Raw genomic sequence first — 22,884 nt, 5'->3', positions numbered from 1 at the left:
TATGCACTTAGGTCGATGGTAGTTGCCGCCCCATTTCCAGTGATTGTAAGATCGTTACCGGAAAGGTTTAGATCCTGAATTTCATTGGTAGTTGACCCGTCAGCTTCGGTAGTTAAGTATCCATTGTTAGCGACGAACGCATCTACTTCCGTTTCGGTAAGCTTGGTGTCAGTATCATCGAGATACGCACTCAGGTCGATAGTAGTTGCCGCCCCATTTCCAGTGATTGTAAGATCATTACCAGAAAGGTTTAGATCCTGAATTTCATTGGCTGGATCTGCATCCTCATCATTTACACCGTCTCTGATACCCTCCCATACCGTACCATTCCAATAAAAGAATGATTTCAAGTCAGTATCAAAAACCAATAAGCCAGTGTCTTCTGAATCAAGACTTAACGAGATTCGTTGAGCAGTTGATAACCCAGGAAGTAAAACCCCTTGATTACTATTGTTAGATGAAATGTGTAAAGCTGCATTTGGATTTGGGGTTAAAACATTAATCCCAATCGAATGATCTTGAGCAGATAAATCTGCAACAATCATTAGTCCCAACGCCAATATTCCAAAAACCCTTTTCATTTCTCTATTATTATTCAGCACAGCAAAAGAGCAGGAATCGACTAAATAAAATGATTGTTAACACTCCCTGTATTCGCGTAGGCGAAAGTATTAGCTTCGCGTAGGTGTTTTTTGAGTTTTAGCTAAACAGACAAATTTTGCCGTTAACAGGTTGAGGTATGAAGGTAGAGATTTAGTGCGTTTATCTAAACTTAGTTTTTCACGAAGACCTTCTCACTTTCGGGGTGATGTGTTTGATACAAATGATAGTTGATCCCATCTTTCAGGCCAACATCAGGAACAATAATGCTTTTTGCTTTAGCCGCCTTCATGACCTCAATGTAAATGTCGGATGCCGGAACAATCACATCGGCCCGGTCAGGGTTCAATTGTAGTTTGTTTAGCCGATCATCTAGAGTTAGATTTTTAAGAATATCTTGCGTTCTCATCAAGTTATTCAAAGACATTTTACGTGTCTTTTTTTCCGGGTTAGAAAGCTCGAACAGCTTGTTAATGTTACCACCTGTCCCTATAGCGGTAATTTTTTCGCCTTTCTTGAAAGCATACTTACTTACCCAGTCCCACATCTCACCCCAGTTTTCAGAGGTGTCTTTCCCCTCTAAAATTCGGACAGAACCAAGCTTAAAGGATTTTGAATACACTTTTTGATGATTTTCATAGATGTTGAGTTCCGTACTACCACCACCCACATCGATATGAATATAATGATCATTATCCAGCCCTTGCAATATCACCTTATTGATCATTTCTGCTTCATCCTCACCTGATATGATCTGAAGGTCGATACCGAGCTCCTTACGCACTCGATCTACAATCTCCTTTCCATTTTCGGACTCACGCATGGCTGAAGTCGCACATCCATAGTAGGCATCTATCTCATATAAATCAATTAGGTTTTTATAGGCGGTCATCAACTTAAAAAAACGCTCTTCATTATAGTCACTGATCCTGCCTTCTGAGAATACGTCATGACCCAATCTCAGCGGAAACCGAACGTACTCCAGCTTCTTAAAAGTGATCATTTTTTCGTATTCCAACACTCTTGTTATTTGTAAACGAACCGCATTGGAACCTATATCAATCGCTGCTAACTTCATCTTAAGATAAAGGTAACATCCAATTTATTGCTGGGAATTAAAAACTCATATATTTGCAATACTTATCAAGAAAGACCGAGGGATTGGGCCCGATGACGTCTTAGCAACCTGTCCACCAGTGTGTGGGTTTCGGTGCTACTTCCCAGCCCGCAGTGACGGGACAGATGAGCGAATCCAATCGGAACTTTCTCTGGTAAGTAAGCTTTAAGCCAGAGAATGAAGAACTTAATTAACACTTTACATAAAAAGATCCTGGTGCTCGATGGAGCCATGGGCACCATGATTCAGCGTCATAAGCTGGAGGAGGTTGACTTCAGAAATGAGTCATTGAAGGATCATGACAAATCATTGAAAGGGAACAATGACCTGCTTTCAATTACAAGGCCTGATATTATCAAAGAGATTCACGCTCAATATTTTGAGGCGGGTGCAGATATAGCAGAAACCAATACATTTTCCAGCACCACTATTGCACAAGCTGATTACGGTTTGGAAGATTTGGTTTATGAATTGAATTATCAATCAGCTAAAATTGCTAAGGAAGTTGCTGATGATTTCACCAAGAAAGAACCTGAGAAGCCCCGATTTGTCGCCGGATCCATGGGACCAACCAATAGAACAGCATCTCTTTCACCAGATGTAAATGATCCCGGTTTTCGCGCCATCACATTCGAGGAATTAAGAGTAGCCTATAAGCAGCAGGCAGAAGCATTGATTGACGGAGGGGTTGACATGCTTCTTGTAGAGACCGTTTTTGATACACTCAACGCTAAGGCTGCACTGTTTGCAATAGAAGATGTAAAGGATGAAAAAGGAATAGACATACCTGTCATGGTTTCAGGAACGATTACAGATGCTTCAGGCAGAACACTTTCAGGACAAACGACAGAGGCGTTTTTGATTTCAATCTCTCATATGGATTTATTGAGTGTAGGGTTGAATTGTGCCTTGGGTGCTGCTCAGCTTCGGCCATACCTTAAAATATTATCAGATAAGTCTGACTTTTTTGTGAGTGCTCATCCCAATGCAGGTTTACCCAATGAATTTGGACAGTACGATGAAACACCGGAAATGATGGCTGATCAGATTAAGGAATTTTTAGAAGGTGGATTGGTAAATATAATAGGAGGCTGTTGTGGAACAACACCGGAGCATATTGCAAAAATTAGCTCTTTGGCGGCAAGATATCAACCTCGGCTAATTAAAAGTCAACAGTCGACTGTCGACGGTTTGGCTGTTAACTAAAATACTATGGCATTTAAGTTTGAAAATTTAAGAGTTTGGCAAAGGGCATTAGAACTAACTGGAGATATAGATGAACTAACGAAAAAGTTTCCAACTGAGGAGCGATTTATCCTTACCTCTCAGTTAAAAAGAGCTACTGATTCTATTTGTTTAAATATTGCCGAAGGATCTACCGGGCAGTCCAACAAAGAATTCGCAAAGTTTCTGGGCTATGCTCAACGTTCCGGTATTGAAGTGGTTTCATGTTTATATGTAGGAAGGAGGAGGAAAATAATATCTGATGAAGACTTTGATAGATTTTATAAAGAAACCGAGGAAATTATTGTGATGATACAGGCTTTAAAGAAGGGGTTACGATGAGCAGGTCAACAGCATATCAGTCGACAGTCGACGGACAGCCGATGACGCAAGTAATGAAGCCACTTGTACTCTCCGGCTTAGAACCACTAATCGTAACCGAGCACACCAACTTTGTCAATGTCGGTGAACGCACCAATGTAACGGGATCTAAACGCTTCGCAAGACTCATAGCTGAAGATAAATACGATGAAGCACTTGAGGTGGCGCTGGATCAGGTAAGAGGAGGAGCGCAGATTCTGGATGTGAACATGGATGAGGGGATGCTTGATGGAAAAAAAGCCATAGTCAAATTCCTTCATTTGATTGCTTCTGAACCTGAAATCGCGCGAATCCCAATCATGATCGATTCTTCCAAATGGGAGATCATTGAAGCGGGTCTACAATGCGTGCAAGGGAAAGGTGTTGTGAATTCAATAAGCTTGAAAGAAGGCGAACAGGAATTCATTGATCATGCAAAAAAAGTCAAGCGGTACGGTGCGGCAGTAATTGTGATGGCCTTTGATGAAAAGGGACAGGCTGATAGCTATGAACGAAGAATTGAGATCTGTGAAAGGAGCTATCGGATACTCGTAGATGTGGTGAAATTTCCACCACAGGATATCATTTTTGACCCGAATATTTTCCCGGTTGCAACAGGTATTGAGGAGCATAACAATAATGCGCTGGACTTTTTCCAGGCGACTAAGTGGATCAAAGAAAATTTGCCGGGAGCTAAGGTAAGTGGAGGAGTAAGTAACGTTTCATTTTCGTTTCGTGGAAACAATGTGGTGCGTGAGGCGATGCATTCCGCATTTCTCTATCACGGCATTCAGGCTGGAATGGACATGGGTATTGTAAATGCAGGAATGATTGAGGTGTATGATGAGATCCCAAAAGATCTTTTGGAGCATGTTGAAGATGTACTCCTTAATCGGAGAGATGATGCCACTGAACGCATGTTGGCCTTTGCTGAAAATGTAAAAGGAGGAGGGAAGAAAAAAGTAGAAGATCTCGGTTGGCGTGAAGCCACCGTGGAAGATCGATTGTCACATGCGTTGGTGAAAGGGATCGTTGATTTTATTGAAGAAGACACGGAAGAGGCTCGAGCAAAATACAATAGTCCATTACAGGTGATCGAAGGACCTTTAATGGACGGCATGAATGTGGTTGGCGACCTTTTTGGAAGTGGGAAGATGTTTCTCCCTCAGGTAGTAAAAAGTGCCAGGGTGATGAAAAAGTCGGTAGCTTATTTGACACCCTATTTAGAAAAAGAAAAAGCTTCCGGAAATACCAAAGGAAAAATTTTGCTGGCTACAGTAAAGGGTGACGTACACGATATTGGGAAGAACATCGTAGGTGTGGTGATGGCTTGCAACAATTTTGATATCGAGGACATGGGAGTGATGGTTCCGGCAGATAAAATATTAGATCGTGCGGATGAAATTGGTGCAGATATCATTGGATTGAGTGGGCTGATCACTCCTTCGCTGGACGAGATGGTGAATGTCGCAGAAGAGATGAATCGAAGAAAAATGAAAACTCCGCTTTTGATAGGTGGGGCTACAACTTCCCGAATTCATACGGCGGTCAAAATATCTCCAAAGTATGATCAAGCCGTAATTCATGTCCTGGATGCATCCAAAAGTGTTGGTGTTTCTACTAACTTATTAAGCGATAGGTCGACTGAGTTCAGTAAGCAAATTAAATCGGAATATGAAGTTTTGGCGGCTGATCATGCCTCCAGAACAGAAACAAAAAGCTATATATCGTACGATCAGGCTAAAGCAAATCCTGCTCCCATTGATTGGAGTCAGTCACCAATTCTTGAGCCTAATAAAGAAGGAATTACGGTCTTTAACAATTATGATTTATCAGAAATCAGAAAGTACATCGACTGGACTCCATTTTTCTCCACCTGGATGCTTAAGGGAAAATATCCAGCGATTTTTGAGAACCCGACAGTAGGTGAAGAAGCAAAGAAACTTTTCAGTGAGGCACAGGAGATGCTTGATGAAATCATCGAGAATCGCTCGCTTCAAGCCAACGGAGTAGTGGGCTTATTCAAGGTTTGCCGTAAAGGAGATGATGTTGTAATTGTAGATAATGACAAGCAATTCCATTTCCTTAGGCAACAAGGCAAAAAAGCGCCAGGCGTTCCTAACCTTTCCTTGGTTGATTTTATAAATGCTGAGAAGGAGGACTATATGGGTGGGTTTGCAGTCACTGCAGGCGTGGGATTGGAAAAACTGGTTGAGCGATACAAAGCAGAGCATGATGATTACAAAGAGATCATGGCCAAAGCACTGGCTGATCGGTTAGCAGAAGCATTTGCAGAGTTGATGCATGAAAAAATAAGGAAAGAACTGTGGGGATATGCTGCTAACGAAAAATGGTCAAATGAGGATTTGATCAAAGAAAAGTATAAGGGCATACGACCGGCACCCGGCTACCCTGCTTGCCCGGATCATACGGAAAAGAAGACGCTTTTCGAATTACTGGAGGTGGAGAAAAACACAGGTATTACGCTAACTGAATCTTATGCCATGTACCCAACAGCTGCAGTCAGTGGGTTCTACTTCTCGCATCCTGAATCTAAGTATTTTGGGTTGGGGAAAATCAGCAAAGATCAGGTGGAGGATTATGCCAAAAGAAAACAAATGAGCGAAGGTGAGGTTGAAAAGTGGCTCTCGCCGAACCTGAATTATAAGTAAATGAAAGTAACCGAACATATAACGAATGCTGATAAGACACTCTTTTCTTTGGAGATTATACCTCCTAAAAAAGGCGATAGCATTAAAAATCTCTTTGCTCAGATAGATCCATTAATGGAATTCAAACCTCCATTTATTGATGTGACGTATCATAGGGAAGAGTATGTTTATAAAGAGCGGGAAAATGGATTATTAGAGAAGCGAAGCATTAAAAAACGACCCGGAACGGTTGGGATTTGTGCAGCTATTCAAAACCATTATCAGATTGATGCAGTTCCACACATCATCTGTGGTGGATTTTCAAAGGAGGAAACGGAGAATGCCTTAATCGATCTCAATTTTTTAGGTATAGACAATGTGCTGGCACTTAGAGGAGATAACATTAAGTCTGAACGCGAATTCAATCCTGAACCAGACGGTAATGCCTATGCGTCCGATCTGGTTGAGCAAATTTCAGCAATGAATAAAGGTGAATACCTGGACGATGAGCTGCAAAATGCCATACCATCTAATTTTTGCATCGGAGTAGCAGGCTACCCCGAAAAGCATTTCGAAGCACCTAATATGAACTTCGATTTGAAATGGTTGAAGAAAAAGGTAGAGCTAGGGGCAGAATATATCGTCACTCAGATGTTTTTTGACAATAAAGCCTACTTCAAGTTTGTAGATGACTGCCGTGCAATTGGGATCAATGTGCCAATTATACCGGGAATCAAACCTGTTGCTGTGAAAAGACATCTTACCATCCTTCCAAATATCTTTAAAATAGACCTTCCGGATGAATTAGAACAGGAAATCACGAAGTGTAAGGATAATGCGGCAGTGAAAGAATTGGGTATTGAGTGGGGGATTCAGCAGTGTAGGGAGTTGGTAGATAAAGGAGCACCTGTTATTCACTTTTATAGCATGGGAAAATCAGACGCCATTCACCGAATAGCGAAGGAGTTTTTTTAGTTTTGGCGGCCATGAAGATAATCGAGTGCCCAAGAGACGCCATGCAGGGGCTGCATGACTTTATCCCAACTGAAACTAAAATCAATTACATCAACCAACTCCTCAAGGTAGGTTTTGATACCATTGATTTTGGGAGTTTTGTTTCGCCTAAAGCAATTCCGCAAATGCGGGATACTGCTGAAGTTTTGGATGGTCTTAACCTGTCGGACACTCAATCAAAGCTGCTTGCCATTGTGGCAAATATTCGTGGTGCAAAAGATGCTTGTCAATTTGATGAAATTCGATACTTAGGATACCCACTTTCTCTATCTGAAACCTTCCAGCAACGAAATACTAACCGATCCATCAATGATGCTTTCAATGACCTGGCAGAAATGCAGGAGTTGGCTGAGGATCACGAAAAAGCGTTGGTCGTTTACTTATCCATGGGATTTGGCAATCCTTATGGTGATCCCTACGAAATGGATTATGTAGGTGAATTTGTGGATCGACTGGATAGGATGGAGGTTCAGGTTATTTCACTTGCAGATACCATAGGTGTTTCTCAGCCTGCCAATATCTCCACATTGTTCGAAACGCTAATTCCGAAATTCCCCCATATCGAGTTTGGAGCGCACCTTCATTCTACGCCTGATACTATAGAAGAAAAAGTTGCGGCAGCCTATGAATCAGGCTGTCGGAGAATGGATGGAGCGATCAAAGGATTTGGTGGTTGCCCAATGGCTAAAGATGATCTAACCGGAAATATGGCGACTGAGAAAATGCTCAATTATTTTCAGTCTAGAGAAGTGGAAATGGGACTAGATATGAGTGAATTCGAAAAAGCTATGAGCTTGAGTACCTCGGTCTTTAACTAACCAACCCAAACTTCTTCCCTGGCATACTCTTCACCAGGTTTTTAAATTCCAACCCTAGCAAATGAGAAGCTACTTGATTGATGGGTATTTGCGTTTTCATTGCGATCAGATCAATTTCCAGAGGAGCTCTGCTATCTGTCAGCAATTCAAAAATGATTTGTTCAGATTCTGAGAGTTCAGGTATGATCTTGGGTGCTTCGTCTTCATGACTAACATCCCAGTTCAGGTGATAAATCAAGTCTTCTACCCCGGTATAAATGAGGGCACGTTGAGTTGCAATTAATTTGTTGGTTCCTTCTGAATGGGTATGACCAATATCACCGGGGACTGCAAACACCAGTCGATTGTAAGAGTCCGCAATGTTGGCAGTAATTAATGCTCCACCCTTGGCAGCAGCTTCAACTACAATGGTAGCATCCGTCATGCCTGCAATGATGCGATTCCTTGCCGGAAAAAGATGTGGATCGGGTTTGGTTCCGGGAATACTTTCTGTGATGATGGCTCCTATTTCCTGCATTTCTTCCGCATATTTTTTATGTACGGAGGGATAGATTCGATCCAATCCACCGGCTAGTATTGCAATAGTGGGAAGATTATTTTTCAGGCTCGCCTTGTGTGCCTGAATATCTATCCCATATGCCAATCCACTAATGACGGTCACATCTAAAGCAGATAGGTCTGCTATGATTTTATCTGTGATTCCTTTTCCATACTCCGTGGCTTTCCGGGTACCTACCACAGCAATACTGCGCTTGGGATTTAGTTCACCTGCTCCTTTCTTATAAAGTATGCTTGGAGCGTCAGGGGCTTGCTTTAATCGTTTTGGAAATTTTGAATTGGTGTAGTGTAAAACTTCAGCTCCTATCTTCTCAGCTGATTGAACAATTGCTTCCGCTTCTTTAAAGGGACTTGCCTGCTTTATCGCATCAGCCATCTTTTCACCTACTCCGGGAATCTTCAGGAGTTTGCTTTTGGTTGATTTAAAAACTTCCGTAGCTGAGCCACAATAGCTCATCAGCTGCTTGGTGCCTCTATTACCCACTCCTGGAATCAGCTCCAGTGCAATCTGGAAAACCAACTCCTCTGACATATGCTATGGAAGTTCGCTCTTAAGTTCTGTTAAGAATTTTCTAATCTTCTTCAGCGATTCAATCATCTCCATTTTATCTGATGCAGTGTCTCCTCCATTAGCGATGAAGTCTCTGGCTCCTTGTAGCGTGTAGCCTTTTTCCTTTACCAGGTGATAAATTAGCTTGACATTCTGAAGGTCATCCTTTGTGAATTGCCTGTTACCCTTTCGGTTCTTTTTCGGCTTTATGTTGTTAAACTCACCTTCCCAAAAACGGATAAGAGAAGTGGCTACACCCAATTCATCAGCTACTTCGCCGATAGTGTAGTACTTCTTTTCAATTTCCTTTTCCTTGTAGGGCACGGTTGGTGAATAGGCTTTATTTATCAAGATAGATTATCCTTCCCTCATCATCAATTGTCACTGGATTTTCAGGGAAGTCTTCCAAAGATAATCGTTGGATTGTTTTTATTGAAGAAAGATTCAAATCATTTCTTGGACCAAGCGAATAACTTTGACGAAAGGCATGAATCTGACCCGTCATAAACCTTCCAGTTGCATCGGTTTTTACAATTAGCAATGGTGCTTCGCCTGCCAAACCTCTTAAATTGAATCTGCCATAGGTTAGAAAATTCCCCAGACTATAGGCAATGATGCGTTCTTTGTAAACTTCAATAGCCCGGACAATATGTGGCCCATGGCCCAAAATAATATCGGCCCCATTGTCAATCATCAAATGTGCCAGCTCATAGACATTGCCGCGATCTTCTCCGTAATAATATTCACGTTTTCTTGTAACATGCTGATGTTTAGAGCCTTCAGCGCCAGCATGAAAAGATGCCACAACGATATCCGTCAGTGAATCAAGATGCTGTATGATTGACTTAATGTTTTCATATTGATGAATACTTACCGTGCCTCTGTTTGGAGCGAAAGCACAAAATCCAATTTTCAGGCGCCCAATTTTTGCAATGGTAAAAGGCTGATCAACAGAACCCGCATGAGCAATACCCAATGAATCCAGCACACGCTGTGTATTTTTCCTCCCGGTTTCCCCAAAATCGTTAGCATGATTGTTTGCCACGCTCATAAGATCAAATCCATTCGCTGTAAAATTTCTGGCGAGGTATTCCGGAGAACGAAACAGGTAGCAAAGCTTAGGGTTGTTGCACTCTTTTTGTTCTCCACCCTCGTCCAATATGGTACCCTCCAGATTCCCGAAAGTGATGTTTGCATTCTGTAAAAACGGCTGGACATCACGCCACAGATAGGAGCCGTCATTATCTGGCAGGTAGGATTTGTTAGGGAAGTTGGTTCCGATCATGATGTCTCCAACTGCTGCAATAGTAACTGTGTCAGGAAGCAGTCGATCCATGGTAATCTCAATTTCTTCATCCAGCCCTGATAGTGTGTCTCCTTTTTGAGTGACAAGAAAGATCGTATCAACAGTAACATCTTTCGCTACTGTATCAACAGGTATTACATCAATGGAGCCTTGAGTTGTTTTTACAGATTTACACGCCCAAGCAGAAATCAGGATAAGTAGGAAATGATGTGTTTTCATTGACTGCAAATAAAAAAGCGGTTAACCATAATGACTAACCGCTCTTAATATCTTTTAGTATTTAAACTAGTAAGAACCCATTGCCTGATTCTCGATCGAAGACAATCTTAAAATTTCAGCATACTCCTCATCAGTCAAATCGCGGTAGAAGTAGTTCACAGGATTTACTTTTTTACCATCCTTGATTACCTCATAGTGAAGGTGTGGAGCGGTTGACTTTCCGGTGTTTCCAGAGTATGCTATGATTTGACCTCTCTTAACTTTTTGTCCCGCTTTTACAGCGAATTCACTTAAGTGAGCATACTTAGTTACATAGCCAAAGCCATGGTTGATTTCAATTTGCTTACCATACCCGCTGAATCTGGTCCTGGTAAACTTCACAACACCATCACCAGTTGCGTATACAGGAGTACCTACTTTTACAGAAAAGTCTGTTCCCGGATGCATGCGCTTGGTTTTGTAAATTGGATCAATTCGGTAACCAAACCCTGAAGATAAACGCTTCAATTCTTTATTTGATAGTGGCTGTATTGCAGGAAGGCTAGCAAGAAGTGCTTCTTTGTTTTTTGCCATATCCACAATCTCGTCGTACGATTTTGTTTGGATATACATCTGCTTTTTCAGTTTATCAATTCGCTGCATGTTAGTCAGAATCAGCTCCTCTCGCTTTAATCCTTGCTCCAGCAGGTCCCGATATCTATTTGCTCCCCCTACACCTGCAGATCTTATTTCATCGGGGATAGGCTCAACTCCAAAAACCACTCGATAAATGTCATCATCGCGCTCTTCAAGTACCGATAGCATACGGTTTGCTTCATTTAAATCTTTTTCTAAAAGCTCATAATACAGTTTTAGCTCTTCATTTTCTTTCCTTAATGAGGCCTTTGCCGGTGACTCAAAGTAGTGATCAGTCACAAAAAAGATTCCTAGTCCGATGATTGAAGAAACTACCAGAAAACCCATCAGGTTGATGATGATGTCCCATGATGAGACCTTTATGCGCTCATACCGGCAGGATTCTGTGTCATAGTAGTACTTAATTTTTGCCATGGGTTGATAGGGTAATTGTCGTAATTTTGTAAAATAATTTTCTGTAGGTGGTTCACAAATTACGGCTGCAATTTACGGATAATTAAGATTTTTTCATAATTGCAAGATTTAACATTAACATTCTAATTCATTCAGCTTCAATGGATTCTAAATCAATAAGAAGAACTTTTCTCGAATTCTTCGAAAGCAAAAAGCATAAAATCGTGCCTTCTGCGCCGATAGTCGTGCAAAATGATCCAACGCTCATGTTTACAAACGCGGGCATGAATCAGTTTAAAGACTATTTTTTAGGTAATAAGGTTGCCGAAAATAAGCGAGTTGCAGACACGCAAAAGTGTCTTCGTGTGTCGGGAAAGCACAATGATCTGGAAGAAGTTGGAATAGACACCTATCACCATACCATGTTTGAAATGCTTGGAAACTGGTCTTTTGGAGACTATTTCAAGGAGGAAGCAATAGAATGGGCATGGGAGCTGCTTACTGGCCAATTTAAGTTACCTAAAGATCGTTTTTATGCCACAATTTTTGAAGGGGATTCAACTGAAAACCTTGATCAGGATAGTGAAGCAAAGAAATTCTGGATGAAACATCTCCCAGAGGATAGGGTGTTGAATGGTAATAAGAAAGATAATTTCTGGGAAATGGGAGATACAGGCCCATGTGGTCCATGTTCAGAACTCCATATTGACCTCCGACCACAAAGTGAGGTAGATAAAGTGCCAGGAAAGGACCTGGTTAATCAGGATCATCCCCAAGTGGTGGAAATCTGGAACCTGGTTTTTATTCAGTATAACCGCCTTTCAAACGGAATTTTAGAAAATCTTCCAGAGAAACATGTCGATACGGGCATGGGCTTTGAGCGATTGGCAATGGCCATTCAAGGCAAGCAATCAAACTATGATACGGATGTTTTCCAGCCTTTGATCCAGTGGGTTGCCAAAAAGGGTGGTGTTGAGTACGGAAATGATGAAAAGACAGATATTGCCATTCGGGTGATTTCTGATCATATCAGAGCAATAGCATTCACGATTGCTGATGGTCAACTTCCAAGTAATAATAAGGCGGGGTATGTCATCAGAAGAATTCTTAGAAGGGCGGTAAGGTATGGATATACTTTCCTTAGATTTAAAGAGCCTTTCCTTCATGAGATGCTAGACATACTTGTCGATCAATTTGATGGCGTTTTCCCTGAACTAACCGGTCAAAAAGACTTCATTGCGAAAGTGATCAAAGAGGAAGAGCTTTCTTTTCTAAGAACACTTGATAATGGATTAAAGAAATTGGACACCATTACTTCAGGTAGTTCAAAAACTATTGCAGGTTCTACTGCTTTTGAATTGTATGATACTTACGGTTTCCCTTTGGATTTGACCGCTCTCATTGCCAGAGAGAATAACATGGAAGTGGACGAGGCGGGCTTCAAAAAAGAAATGGAAGTCCAGAAGAATCGATCCAAGAGTGCCGGAAAGCAAACGACTGGAGACTGGACAGTAGTAAATGAGGGTGATGATGTTACATTCTTAGGCTATACCGATACGCAATCAACTACAAAAGTTCTTCGCTACCGAGAGGTCAAGCAAAAGGACAAAACACAGTTTCAAATCGTGTTGGAGGCTACTCCATTTTATGCAGAAAGCGGTGGGCAGGTAGGTGATACCGGATATCTTCAGTTCACTGATGAAAAAATTGAGGTAGTAGATACCAAAAAGGAAAATGACTTAATTGTCCATTTCACGAAAAAGCTTCCTGCTTCATTGGATGGAGAAGTAAAAGCCGTGGTGAATGAAAGCAAAAGAAGATTGACGGAGAATAATCACTCTGCTACGCATTTGTTACATGCAGCACTAAGAGAGGTGCTTGGCGATCATGTGCAGCAAAAAGGATCATTGGTCAATGATAAAATCTTACGATTCGATTTTTCTCATTTTTCTAAAATGACGGCAGAAGAGATCGAGGAAGTGGAGCAAATCGTCAACCAAAAGATTCGTGAGAATATTGCACTGGATGAAAAGCAGAATGTACCAATAGAAAAAGCTCAAGAAATGGGAGCAATGGCTCTTTTCGGAGAGAAGTATGGTGATTTTGTACGTGTAATCACATTTGACCCGCGATACTCTGTCGAGTTGTGTGGAGGTACGCATGTGCCACGAACGGGGAATATAGGTTTGTTCAAAATTGTAAGCGAAGGATCCAGTGCAGCAGGAGTAAGAAGAATTGAAGCGGTTACTTCCGTGGAAGCTGAAAAATTCTATAAGCAAAAGCTAAATCTGATTACGGAATTAGAGGAAATGCTGAAGAACCCGAAAGACTTGAAAAAGTCTGTTGAAAATCTTGTGAAGGAGAATTTAGCAAACCAGAAGAAGTTGGATCAACTGAACAATCAGCAAGCTGGACAGATCAAAAATCAGCTAAAGAATGACGCTAAAGAAGTAAACGGCAAAAAACTCATTACCTACAAAGGCGAGTTTCCGTCAGTTGATAGTATGAAACAGGTGGCATTTGATCTTAAGAGGGAGGTAGATAATCTGGTGCTATTGATTGGTGCCAATATCAATGATAAGCCGATGTTGACTGTAATGCTGGCTGATGATCTGGTGAAGAACGGGATGAACGCCAATGAAATCATTCGGAAAATGGCGAGTGCTATTAAAGGTGGTGGAGGTGGACAGCCATTCTATGCCACTGCAGGAGGGAAAGACCTTTCCGGACTGGATGAAGCGCTCAAGATTGGAACTGACTTGATAGAAGCTTCTTAATGAGCACAGAAGCTTATAGCGAATATCAATTGGTTGTTGGACTGGAAATTCACATCCAACTTTCAACTGAAAGTAAGCTTTTTACAGCTGAGTCAACAGCGTATGGTCAACCACCCAATACGAATGTTAGCGTCATCACGCTTGCACATCCTGGCATCATGCCGAAGCTTAATAAAAAAGCGGTGGAGTATGCAATAAGGATGGGACTGGCATGTGGATGCGATATTTCCCGCTATTGCATTTTCGATCGGAAAAATTACTTCTATCCGGATTCACCAAAAGGTTTTCAAACCACTCAGGACAGAACGCCTATTTGTATTGGTGGAGTAGTCCCTGTAAACCTGAAAGATGGTGAGGAGGTGAATGTGAAACTGAATCGGATCCATCTGGAAGAAGATGCAGGCAAATCGATTCACGATGAGCATTCGGATGAATCTTTCATCGATCTAAATCGGGCAGGAGTACCATTAATTGAATTGGTAACTGAACCGACAATTCATTCTGCCGATGAAGCGATGGCTTTTATGACTGAGATCAGGCGAATGGTCCGATATCTTGAGATCTGTGATGGAAATATGGAGCAAGGATCCCTAAGGTGCGATGCAAATATTTCGGTGCGTAAAAAATCCGATACTGAGCTTGGGAAAAAAGTGGAGGTAAAGAACATGAACTCCATTCGTAATGTAGGACGTGCAATCAAGCACGAATTTAAACGTCAGATAAATTTGGTTGAAGAAGGAAAACCGATCATTACGGAAACCAGACTTTATGATGCAAATACCGGCACAACTTTCAGTATGCGGACGAAGGAAGAACTCAACGATTACAGGTATTTCCCAGAGCCGGACCTAAGCCCTTTTGAAGTTACAGAAGATTGGCTGAATGAAATTCGTTTGAGCATGCCTGCGACCCCACGGCAGCTAAGATCAAGATTTGTTGAGGAATATGGCTTGTCAGTTTATGATACCGAAGTACTTACCAGTGAAAAAGAGGTAGCTGCATTTTTTGAGGAGGTTTGTGAAAAAACCACACATTACAAGCAGGTTGCAAACTGGGTGATGGGTCCAATTAAATCCATCTTGAATGAACAGGAAGGGGATGAGATTACCATTCCGATTGCTCCTGAACAACTTTCAGAGCTTGTTGAAGCTGTGGAGAATAAAAAGATCAATTCTTCGCTGGCCGGAAAGCAGGTTTTTCCATACCTGGTAAATAACACAAACAAAACTGTATCAGATGCTATAAGTGAACTTAAGATTGATATATCAGGACAAGACGATATTTCCGATATAATTTTGGAGGTATTGGGAGCGTTTCCCGAAAAAGTGAAGGCCTATCAGAACGGAAAGAAAAACCTGATGGGAATGTTTATGGGAGAGGTAATGAAAAAGACAGAGGGAGCCGCGAATCCTCAGAAAGCGAACGAACTTTTGAGAGATGCGTTGGACAAAAAAGAAAAAGAAGAATGATGCGATTTTTGACAATATTAGGCTTATTGATAGGAATGGCTGGCTGTAGTCAACCAAGTGAACAAGGAGTGAAGCTATCTGGTAATCTGGAGCAATTTCCTGCTGGTGGTTTTGCCTATGTAGAATTCATCGGAGCGAATGGAGTGCAGCCATTTGATACTCTGGAGGTGTCATCGGATGGAGATTTTGAAGAATACTTAACAATTGATGAACCTGCTTTTTTCAGACTTAATTTTAATGGGCGGCAGATCATCACGTTGATACTAACAGGTGAAGAGGAACATGTAGTTGTAAACGCACATGGGAACGATCCACAAGGTTTTTCTGAAGTATCAGGTTCTTACGATACTGAATACAAAAACCAAATAGATGCAATGATGCAAACGTATCGTCAGCAGGTTCAGGGTTTTCAGCAGGCTCAGCGCCAGGCTAGAGCTAATAATGATGCACAGGCATTTCAAACTTCACAAATGCAGATGATGAATTTGGCAAAACAGACGGAAGCCGAACTCAAAGACCTAATCAGAGAAGCAAGTCCTTCGCTTGCTTCCTTTTATGGTTTGCAGATGATTGATGCGACTCAAAACTTTGCTTTTATTGATAGCATTGCTACTGAACTACAGGCTGAGATGCCAGAAAACTTTCATGTGGAGAGTTTGATTTCACAGGTATCAACCAAAAGAAATTTAGCCATTGGTAAAATGGCTCCAGAAATAGCCCTTGAGAATCCGGACGGGGAGGTTATCAAGTTGAGTTCACTGCGAGGCAAGTATGTGTTGATTGACTTCTGGGCTGCCTGGTGTCGACCGTGCCGTGCGGAAAACCCGAACGTGGTGCGGGTTTACAATGAATACGGTGGAGAAAACTTTGAAATATTAGGTGTATCTCTTGACAAGACCAGAGAAAAATGGTTGGGAGCTATTGCACAGGATGGACTACCATGGTTACATGTTTCTGACCTGAAGTTCTGGAGAAGCGAAGCGGCTCAGGACTACCAGGTAAGTGCTATACCTGCTACTTTTCTCATCGATCCTGATGGGAAAATAATTGCGAAAAACTTAAGAGGAGCTAGCCTGGAGGCCAAGCTGAAGGAGATTTTCGGGTAATTTTCAGTCCTTTTTGGGGTGAACTGGATTTTCCGTTTTCGGTTCATCCATATTTACCCCCCTATGTTTTTCTTGCAGCCCTTGTAAGAAATTTCGAAGAAACTGATCCTTGCAAACACGATATTGCTTTTGAGTTGGGTTTCTGAAGATGGCACTAATTTCATGTTTGCTTACCTCAAACTTGGCAAGGTCAAAGACATGGATGATGTCTTCATCACGTAGATTCAATGCGATTTTCAGCTTGCGAAAAATGACATTGTTATTGAGTCGCTTCTCCGGTTTGGGCGTTTCACCATCCTTCTTCCCTCGATGTTTTATAATCAGTCCGTTTAAAAAGGCAGCTAAATCCACATCGTAAATGGGTTTCTGCTCCGGATCATCATCCTTTTTGAGCCAATTGCTGATTTCCTCGCGAGAGACTTCCTTTCCACCATGTTGAAACAGATTGATGACTTTATCATCACCATAATCAAAAATGTACCTTAAGCGTCTAAGAATATCGTTGTTGTTCATGCCTTGCAAAGGTAGCTTCAAAGAAGGTGACTAATACAGGTCATAAAAGTCTATTTTATGCTTTAAGGTTGGTGCCAATCAACCAGAGTTCAAGATTTTCAATCTGGTAAGTGTATTGAGATAACTAGAATTTCTTTATGTATAGTTTAGCGTCACCATCGATATCGAGGATTGGTGAGCTATAAGTAACATCGATATAATCCAAATCAGTATTGTCAAGTTCCAGCGTATCGTTTCCAGCAACTGCCTCCACTCCGATTTTTACGGGGATAAGCATACTGAATTCTGTATCGTAAGTTTCAATTCCATTTATTTTGGACATACCATAGCCACTATATGACATCACAAAAACATTCTTATCAGTCACAAAGACCTCTTTATCCTTATTGGTTTTGATAGGAATGGTATGAATCCATTTTTTATCATCTGATTGTGAATGTGTTAGAAGTGCAATATCATTCGGGTGCGTAATGTTTACGTGACTGATTTCTAGCACAATAGTGCTGTCCAAATTGTTAAAATAGATCGTATCTTCTTTGATGTCTTGATAAGCCCAATATCCTTGCAGAATCCCAAAAGTAAATTCAATTTTAGGTTCTTCTAATGTATGATGAATACTATTGTCACTTGAGCATTGAATAAAAAGAATTGCGATTGAAAGGGACAAGAAAATTTTTGTAAGATTCATTATTTATTTTTTAGAAACACTTTATTAACAATAGTCAAGGACAGACTTTTTTATAAAAGGTTACCTTATCAGCTTATTTTTTCTTTCACAATTCAGCTGTTTATAAAGTTTAAAATTAGTTGAATTATCTAATAGATCTAGAAACTAATTTGTTCTTTGTGAAGTAAGGTTGGATTGCTAAAATGAGTGACTTGAATGATCGGTATTCATGGTAAATGAGTCTCTTCTAAGATAAACCCCTTTCCATGTACATTCACTATTTGAACGGAGGGGTCTTGTTTTAAGTATTGGCGAAGCTTATGGATAAATACATCCATGCTTTTGCGATTAAAAAAATCAGAGTGTCCCCAGACACTTTTCAGGGCTTTGTTCCGATCCAGAATGTCGTGTTTATTCTCACACAAAAGCTGAAGTAGTTTGGCTTCCTTTTCAGTGAGACGATTGGTTTTGCCGTCAAGAGTCAAAGCTTGATTCGAAAAATTAAATTGGTATCTGCCAATCTGGTACCAGCAGTTCTTCTCTCTGCTATTACTTTCCGGTGATGCGCGCCTTATCAAAGCTTTAACCCTAGCTATGAGCAATTCTTCATCAATGGGTTTAACAATGTAGTCATCACAACCCAGCCTAAACCCTTTGAGTTTGTCTACTTTCAATGCCTTGGCTGTAATGAAAATGAAAGGAATGTAGGGGTCCAGCTCACGTATTTCTTTGGCAAGCGTAAAGCCATCCTTCAACGGCATCATCACATCCAGCAGGCATAGATCAAATGTGCTTTTCTGGAATGTTTCGAGTCCTTGCTCACCGTTAGTAGTTAGCGTCACATTGAAATCATTAATTTCCAGGTATTCCTTTAGGATATACCCAAAACTTTCATCGTCCTCTACCAGTAATATTTTGCCCATATTTAACTAAACGGAAAGTATAACCGAAATTCGCTACCCTGATCTAACTTGCTTTGCAGTGCTATGCTGCCTTTATGCTCCTCGATGATTTTTTTCACATAGCTAAGCCCTAACCCAAATCCTTTCGCGTTTTGAATGTTGCCGGATTCTGCACGATAAAACTTATCGAAAATATATGACTGAATTTCTTCACCGATACCAATTCCATTGTCCTTAATGGAGATTTCAATACCCTGAGGGTGGTCGGCGGTACTAATCGCGATTTCAGGCTCATTGGTCGTGTACTTTAAGGCATTGTCTATCAGATTGTAAATGATATTGAGAAGGTGCGTGCGGTCTGCAAACACTTCTGATTTGCTCGCATTTAGCTGAAGACTGATGTTTCCGTTTCTCTTGCCTACCATCAGTTTCACGCTTTCCAAAACCTGATTGATCACTTCGTGCACATCCAGGTGTTGTTTTTCCAGTGTGAAGTTACCAGAATCGATCATCGCAATTTGCAATACCTTGTCCACCTGACCTTCCAGGCGTTTGCTCTCCAGGTCTATTAAGTTGAGGTAGTTTGTCTTTTTATGTTCTTCAAGTTTTTGATCACCATTTTTAAGCATACTGGTGGCTAGCGAAATGGAAGCAATAGGCGTTTTAAATTCATGCGTCAGGTTGTTAATGAAGTCATTTTTGATCGAAGACAACCGCTTTTGCTTTCGAATAACAATTAAGGTGTAGGCAAAACTGCCAATGAGCAAAACAATGAATACAATGGACAGCATCAGTGCCCCTCTGGACTGAGCAAACACGTAAGCATCCTGACCGGGGAAGAATAATGCAAGGTGCATATTCCCACCAGATGAACAGGTTAGGTTGGCCCAGCCATGACCTCTTTCTTGTGGGTTTGTGCAATTTTTAAGCTCAAAATCGAGGCTCGAACCATCATCACCCATTACAAAACTAAATCCTTCTCTTTCAGGCTTATGCATATATACAGCGTACTCGTATGCCAGATCAATTCCATTTGCATCAAAAATAGGATCGATAATGCTTGTCATCAATGCATCGGTTTCGGCATCATTCAATTGGTTGATTTGCTGTACCCTCGAAGCAGATTTATTTAATTCATTCGCATAATACGTGCTGGTAACAAACTCGTGGGCGATTTGACTTGCAGCTAAATCTACTTTTTGTAAGAAGATCTGCTTGTTGGTTTTTAGCGAAGAGCGCAGATTTTGCACTTGCAAAACTGAGAGACCTATTAGAGCGACGGTAGCAATACCGATTACTATGGTGATTGCTTTTTTAGAGAGTTGCATCACAAAAGGTTTTGATGTCATTTAATTAACGCAAAAAACAGCATTAAGACAAAAGAGCACATGTATTTAACTCTTTTTTAACCAATTTAATTTTTCATTAAATATTCTTAACCAATCATTATTCTATTGATCGGTCTTGCTGGCGTATTGTTGAATAAAAAAACATCGTCATGCGAATCTTCATTCATCTAACTATCCGTAATTTCCTTAAATCTGCAGGACTCAACACATTGAATATACTTGGTTTATCAGTAGGGCTGGTTGCGACTTTGCTGATCGTAGTGTATGCAGATCATGAGTACCATTATGATCAGTTTCACCAACAATCGTCCAATATTTTTCGGATGGAAGGGAAAACGAATGGAGATCAGTGGTTTTCCAATCTTGGCGTAGAGCATGTCCGGGAATTAATGGCAGGGGCATATCCGGAAGTGGAAAAGCGGGTATTACTTAACAACGCTCCGAAAGCTTTTTTAGAGTACAAAGGGAGGCGTTTTGCTGAAACCGATATCATTCAGACAAATCCAGGCTCTGATTTTTTCGAGCTTTTTGACTTTAAAGTGCTGGAAGGCAATCCTGAAACATTGTTGGACGAGCCCCACGCTATGGTCATAACTAAATCTACAGCGAAAAAATACTTCGATGCTGAATCTCCGATTGGTAAAGTGCTATCTTATGATACGTTGAAGTTTAAAGTGACTGGGGTCATTGAAAACCTGCCAACGGACACGCATCTGGATTTTGATCTGATCTACACCAATCCTGCACTTTATGAACGTGAACATCACCATAGCCAAACCTATCTGCAACTGGTTCCGGATGTGAATGTTACGCAGTTGGAAGAGAAAATATTAGCCATGGATGTAGCTCTAAATGAGTTCCATGAGTTATCTGATGTTCAGTTAATGCCATTATCGGATATCTATCTAGAGTCCGATGCAGCTTTTGGTGCAGGAGGGAAGGGGGATCCGCTACAACTAAAGGTCTTTCTGATCATCGGCGCGCTGATTTTGCTAATCAGCATCACTAATTATGTCAATCTTTCATTGGCTATTTACCTCGGAAAAGGGCGTGCAGTTGGCATTCGTAAAGTGTTTGGTGAATCGAAAAGACAATTGGTCACTTCACTTTTCTACGAATCCTTGGGTATGGTGCTCCTCACGGTTCCAATTATCCTCATCGGATTCAGCTTTGCCCTGCCGGCTTTAAATATTTTCCTTGATGTGAATTTGGAAAACAAACTTCTGACTTCACCAATTTACATATTTGGGGGTCTTGGCTTTTTGGTTTTTATAGGGTTTATCACTGTGATCTATCCGGCATTTGCCCTTAGCAATACCAACGTCAATTTGTTGATGAAAAGTAAATCAGCAATGAACATAACCGGAGGAACCAAATACCGGAATGGTCTGATTTTTCTTCAGTTTATTTTATTGTTTACCCTGGGTATTTCCGGTTGGTTTATGAATCAGCAGATTCGCTACCTTGACAATAAGGATATGGGGTTTGATGCAGGTAATGTCATTAAGATTGGTAATGCTTTCGAAATAGGAAGCTATGACAATTATGAGGTGTTAAAAACACAATTACAATCGCACCCACAAATTTCAGGTGTAGCATTTGGGCCTATGATTGGTGATGGGATGGCACCTTTAACCTATAAGCCAGAGGGCTCTGATGAGACGTACGAAAACCTACTGTCTTATGGAGTAGATATAGATTATTTTGATGTAATGGGCATGGATATCACACATGGTAACTTCAAGGATGACCTGCTTTCATCTGAAGATGGTCAGATTGTTTCTTTGGTTAATCACAGCTTCATAAACAGATATGGCTGGCAGGATGATCCGCTTGGTAAGAAGATTACTCTAAGGCCTGGCACAGAAAATGAATTACATCGAAAAGTTTCGGGCGTTTTTAAAGACTTTCATTTTTATACACTGAAAGAAAAAATCACTCCTCAAATTATTTCGCTACGTCCTGACCCTCAGTTTGTTAATACAAATATCCTTATCCGCTCTAATACGGATAATCTTCAGGAGGCGGTAAGTATTATACAGGATGAGTGGTATAAAATTCAACCGAATATACCCATGGAATATGATCTGATGGAGGAAGCAGTGAAGCGTTTATATGATAAGGAACGTCAAACGGGCCAAATAAGCATTACTTTTTCCGTGTTGGCAATAGGATTATCAGCTTTGGGCCTGGTTGGTTTTATGATCTACATCATTGGTCTCAAATCCAAAGAACTTACAATCCGAAAAGTGCTTGGAGCTTCACTCGTTCGGATCATTGGTGTATTGAATCAAGACCTTTGGTTTATCGTATTGAGCGCCGCAATACTAGGAAGCCTTTTCAGCTACTGGGTGGTGAGCACCTGGCTGCAGGATTATGCCTATGCGATAGAAATGAGTATCTGGGTGTATCCGATTGCGTTGCTGCTTGCTTATGGGTTGGTCTTTTTCATCACTGCCATTCGGTCAGCTAAATGGGCAAGTACGAATCCTGCGTTGACATTGAATGAGGAGTGAAAGGTTTTGCTATGCAAGAGCTTTTCCAGATTTGAAATATGGAAATGATGGATTGCTGTTTGTAACAGCTCTATTAAGTATTGTTCTTTTCCGGATTTGCAATCCGTAAGCAGTGGTTATCCGTTTGCAACGGCGCTTA

General features: G+C 41.0%; 18 protein-coding genes, 1 pseudogene and 1 riboswitch. Of the genes and pseudogenes, 9 read left to right on the top strand and 10 right to left on the bottom strand.

Annotated elements, in window-relative coordinates:
• Positions 1-581 (bottom strand): annotated as a pseudogene (locus CHB71_RS18195) (hypothetical protein); the annotation flags it as partial.
• A gap of 191 nt (positions 582-772) precedes the next feature.
• Positions 773-1,678 carry a Ppx/GppA phosphatase family protein gene (locus CHB71_RS18190; RefSeq protein ID WP_089358388.1) on the bottom strand — a complete coding sequence of 302 codons (906 nt, stop codon included), beginning with the start codon at positions 1,676-1,678 and terminating at the stop codon, positions 773-775.
• 59 nt (positions 1,679-1,737) lie between these two features.
• A riboswitch (SAM riboswitch) is annotated at positions 1,738-1,849 on the top strand.
• Between the two features lie 45 nt (positions 1,850-1,894).
• Here CHB71_RS18190 and CHB71_RS18185 point away from each other — a divergent pair.
• Genes CHB71_RS18185 through CHB71_RS18165 form a run of 5 tightly spaced genes read left to right on the top strand, consistent with a single transcriptional unit; the run spans position 1,895 to position 7,784 of the window.
• Positions 1,895-2,923, top strand: coding sequence for a homocysteine S-methyltransferase family protein (locus CHB71_RS18185; protein ID WP_089358387.1), 1,029 nt, complete (start codon positions 1,895-1,897; stop codon positions 2,921-2,923).
• Positions 2,924-2,929: 6 nt separating this feature from the next.
• Entirely contained in the window at positions 2,930-3,283 is a 354-nt protein-coding gene (locus CHB71_RS18180; RefSeq protein ID WP_089358386.1) for a four helix bundle protein, read from the top strand.
• 41 nt (positions 3,284-3,324) lie between these two features.
• Complete coding sequence (metH, locus tag CHB71_RS18175; RefSeq protein ID WP_089358399.1) at positions 3,325-5,973, top strand: methionine synthase; 2,649 nt, start codon at positions 3,325-3,327, stop codon at positions 5,971-5,973.
• Entirely contained in the window at positions 5,974-6,927 is a 954-nt protein-coding gene (metF, locus tag CHB71_RS18170; protein WP_089358385.1) for a methylenetetrahydrofolate reductase [NAD(P)H], read from the top strand.
• Between the two features lie 11 nt (positions 6,928-6,938).
• A complete protein-coding gene (locus CHB71_RS18165) occupies positions 6,939-7,784 on the top strand; it encodes a hydroxymethylglutaryl-CoA lyase (protein ID WP_089358384.1) in 846 nt (281 codons plus the stop codon).
• Here the strand turns inward: CHB71_RS18165 and dprA are convergent.
• The 4 genes from dprA to CHB71_RS18145 all read right to left on the bottom strand — a co-directional run bounded on the left by dprA (position 7,777) and on the right by CHB71_RS18145 (position 11,467).
• Positions 7,777-8,874, bottom strand: a complete 1,098-nt coding sequence (dprA, locus tag CHB71_RS18160; RefSeq protein WP_089358383.1) for a DNA-processing protein DprA — start codon at positions 8,872-8,874, stop codon at positions 7,777-7,779. The two genes, CHB71_RS18165 and dprA, sit on opposite strands and share 8 nt — an antisense overlap.
• A gap of 3 nt (positions 8,875-8,877) precedes the next feature.
• Positions 8,878-9,216: a MerR family transcriptional regulator gene (locus CHB71_RS18155; protein WP_089358398.1), complete on the bottom strand. Its 339-nt coding sequence runs from the start codon at positions 9,214-9,216 to the stop codon at positions 8,878-8,880.
• Positions 9,217-9,232: 16 nt separating this feature from the next.
• Positions 9,233-10,417 (bottom strand): CapA family protein, encoded by a 1,185-nt coding sequence (locus CHB71_RS18150; RefSeq protein ID WP_089358382.1) that lies wholly within the window; start codon positions 10,415-10,417, stop codon positions 9,233-9,235.
• A gap of 66 nt (positions 10,418-10,483) precedes the next feature.
• Positions 10,484-11,467: a M23 family metallopeptidase gene (locus CHB71_RS18145; RefSeq protein ID WP_089358381.1), complete on the bottom strand. Its 984-nt coding sequence runs from the start codon at positions 11,465-11,467 to the stop codon at positions 10,484-10,486.
• 140 nt (positions 11,468-11,607) lie between these two features.
• On the opposite strand from CHB71_RS18145, the gene alaS reads away from it, so the two are divergent.
• From alaS to CHB71_RS18130, 3 genes are read left to right on the top strand one after another with little or no spacing between them, the layout of a single operon-like run.
• Positions 11,608-14,223 carry an alanine--tRNA ligase gene (alaS, locus tag CHB71_RS18140; RefSeq protein ID WP_089358380.1) on the top strand — a complete coding sequence of 872 codons (2,616 nt, stop codon included), beginning with the start codon at positions 11,608-11,610 and terminating at the stop codon, positions 14,221-14,223.
• Positions 14,223-15,692, top strand: a complete 1,470-nt coding sequence (gene gatB / locus CHB71_RS18135; protein ID WP_089358379.1) for an Asp-tRNA(Asn)/Glu-tRNA(Gln) amidotransferase subunit GatB — start codon at positions 14,223-14,225, stop codon at positions 15,690-15,692. The genes alaS and gatB overlap by 1 nt, the downstream gene beginning before the upstream one ends.
• Entirely contained in the window at positions 15,689-16,798 is a 1,110-nt protein-coding gene (locus CHB71_RS18130) for a TlpA family protein disulfide reductase (RefSeq protein ID WP_089358378.1), read from the top strand. Before gatB ends, CHB71_RS18130 begins: the two co-directional genes overlap by 4 nt.
• A 3-nt stretch (positions 16,799-16,801) precedes the next feature.
• Here CHB71_RS18130 and CHB71_RS18125 read toward each other — a convergent pair whose 3' ends face one another.
• The 4 genes from CHB71_RS18125 to CHB71_RS18110 all read right to left on the bottom strand — a co-directional run bounded on the left by CHB71_RS18125 (position 16,802) and on the right by CHB71_RS18110 (position 20,208).
• The gene (locus CHB71_RS18125; protein WP_089358377.1) at positions 16,802-17,311 is read right to left on the bottom strand and encodes a YehS family protein; all 510 of its coding nucleotides are present in this window, start codon (positions 17,309-17,311) and stop codon (positions 16,802-16,804) included.
• A gap of 124 nt (positions 17,312-17,435) precedes the next feature.
• Complete coding sequence (locus tag CHB71_RS18120; RefSeq protein WP_089358376.1) at positions 17,436-17,999, bottom strand: hypothetical protein; 564 nt, start codon at positions 17,997-17,999, stop codon at positions 17,436-17,438.
• A gap of 206 nt (positions 18,000-18,205) precedes the next feature.
• Positions 18,206-18,901 (bottom strand): response regulator transcription factor, encoded by a 696-nt coding sequence (locus tag CHB71_RS18115; RefSeq protein ID WP_089358375.1) that lies wholly within the window; start codon positions 18,899-18,901, stop codon positions 18,206-18,208.
• A 2-nt stretch (positions 18,902-18,903) separates the two neighbouring features.
• On the bottom strand, positions 18,904-20,208 hold the full coding sequence (locus tag CHB71_RS18110; RefSeq protein ID WP_179213468.1) for a sensor histidine kinase: 1,305 nt from the start codon (positions 20,206-20,208) through the stop codon (positions 18,904-18,906).
• Positions 20,209-20,378: 170 nt separating this feature from the next.
• Between CHB71_RS18110 and CHB71_RS18105 the strand changes: the two genes are divergently transcribed.
• Positions 20,379-22,745: an ABC transporter permease gene (locus CHB71_RS18105; RefSeq protein ID WP_089358373.1), complete on the top strand. Its 2,367-nt coding sequence runs from the start codon at positions 20,379-20,381 to the stop codon at positions 22,743-22,745.
• Positions 22,746-22,884 lie beyond the last annotated feature (139 nt).

Origin of the sequence: Ekhidna lutea, assembly GCF_900188325.1 — a bacterium.
GTDB classification, from domain to species: domain Bacteria; phylum Bacteroidota; class Bacteroidia; order Cytophagales; family Cyclobacteriaceae; genus Ekhidna; species Ekhidna lutea.
The sequence above is the reverse complement of the archived record's forward strand: the minus strand, read 5'-3'. Positions and strand labels throughout refer to the sequence as shown.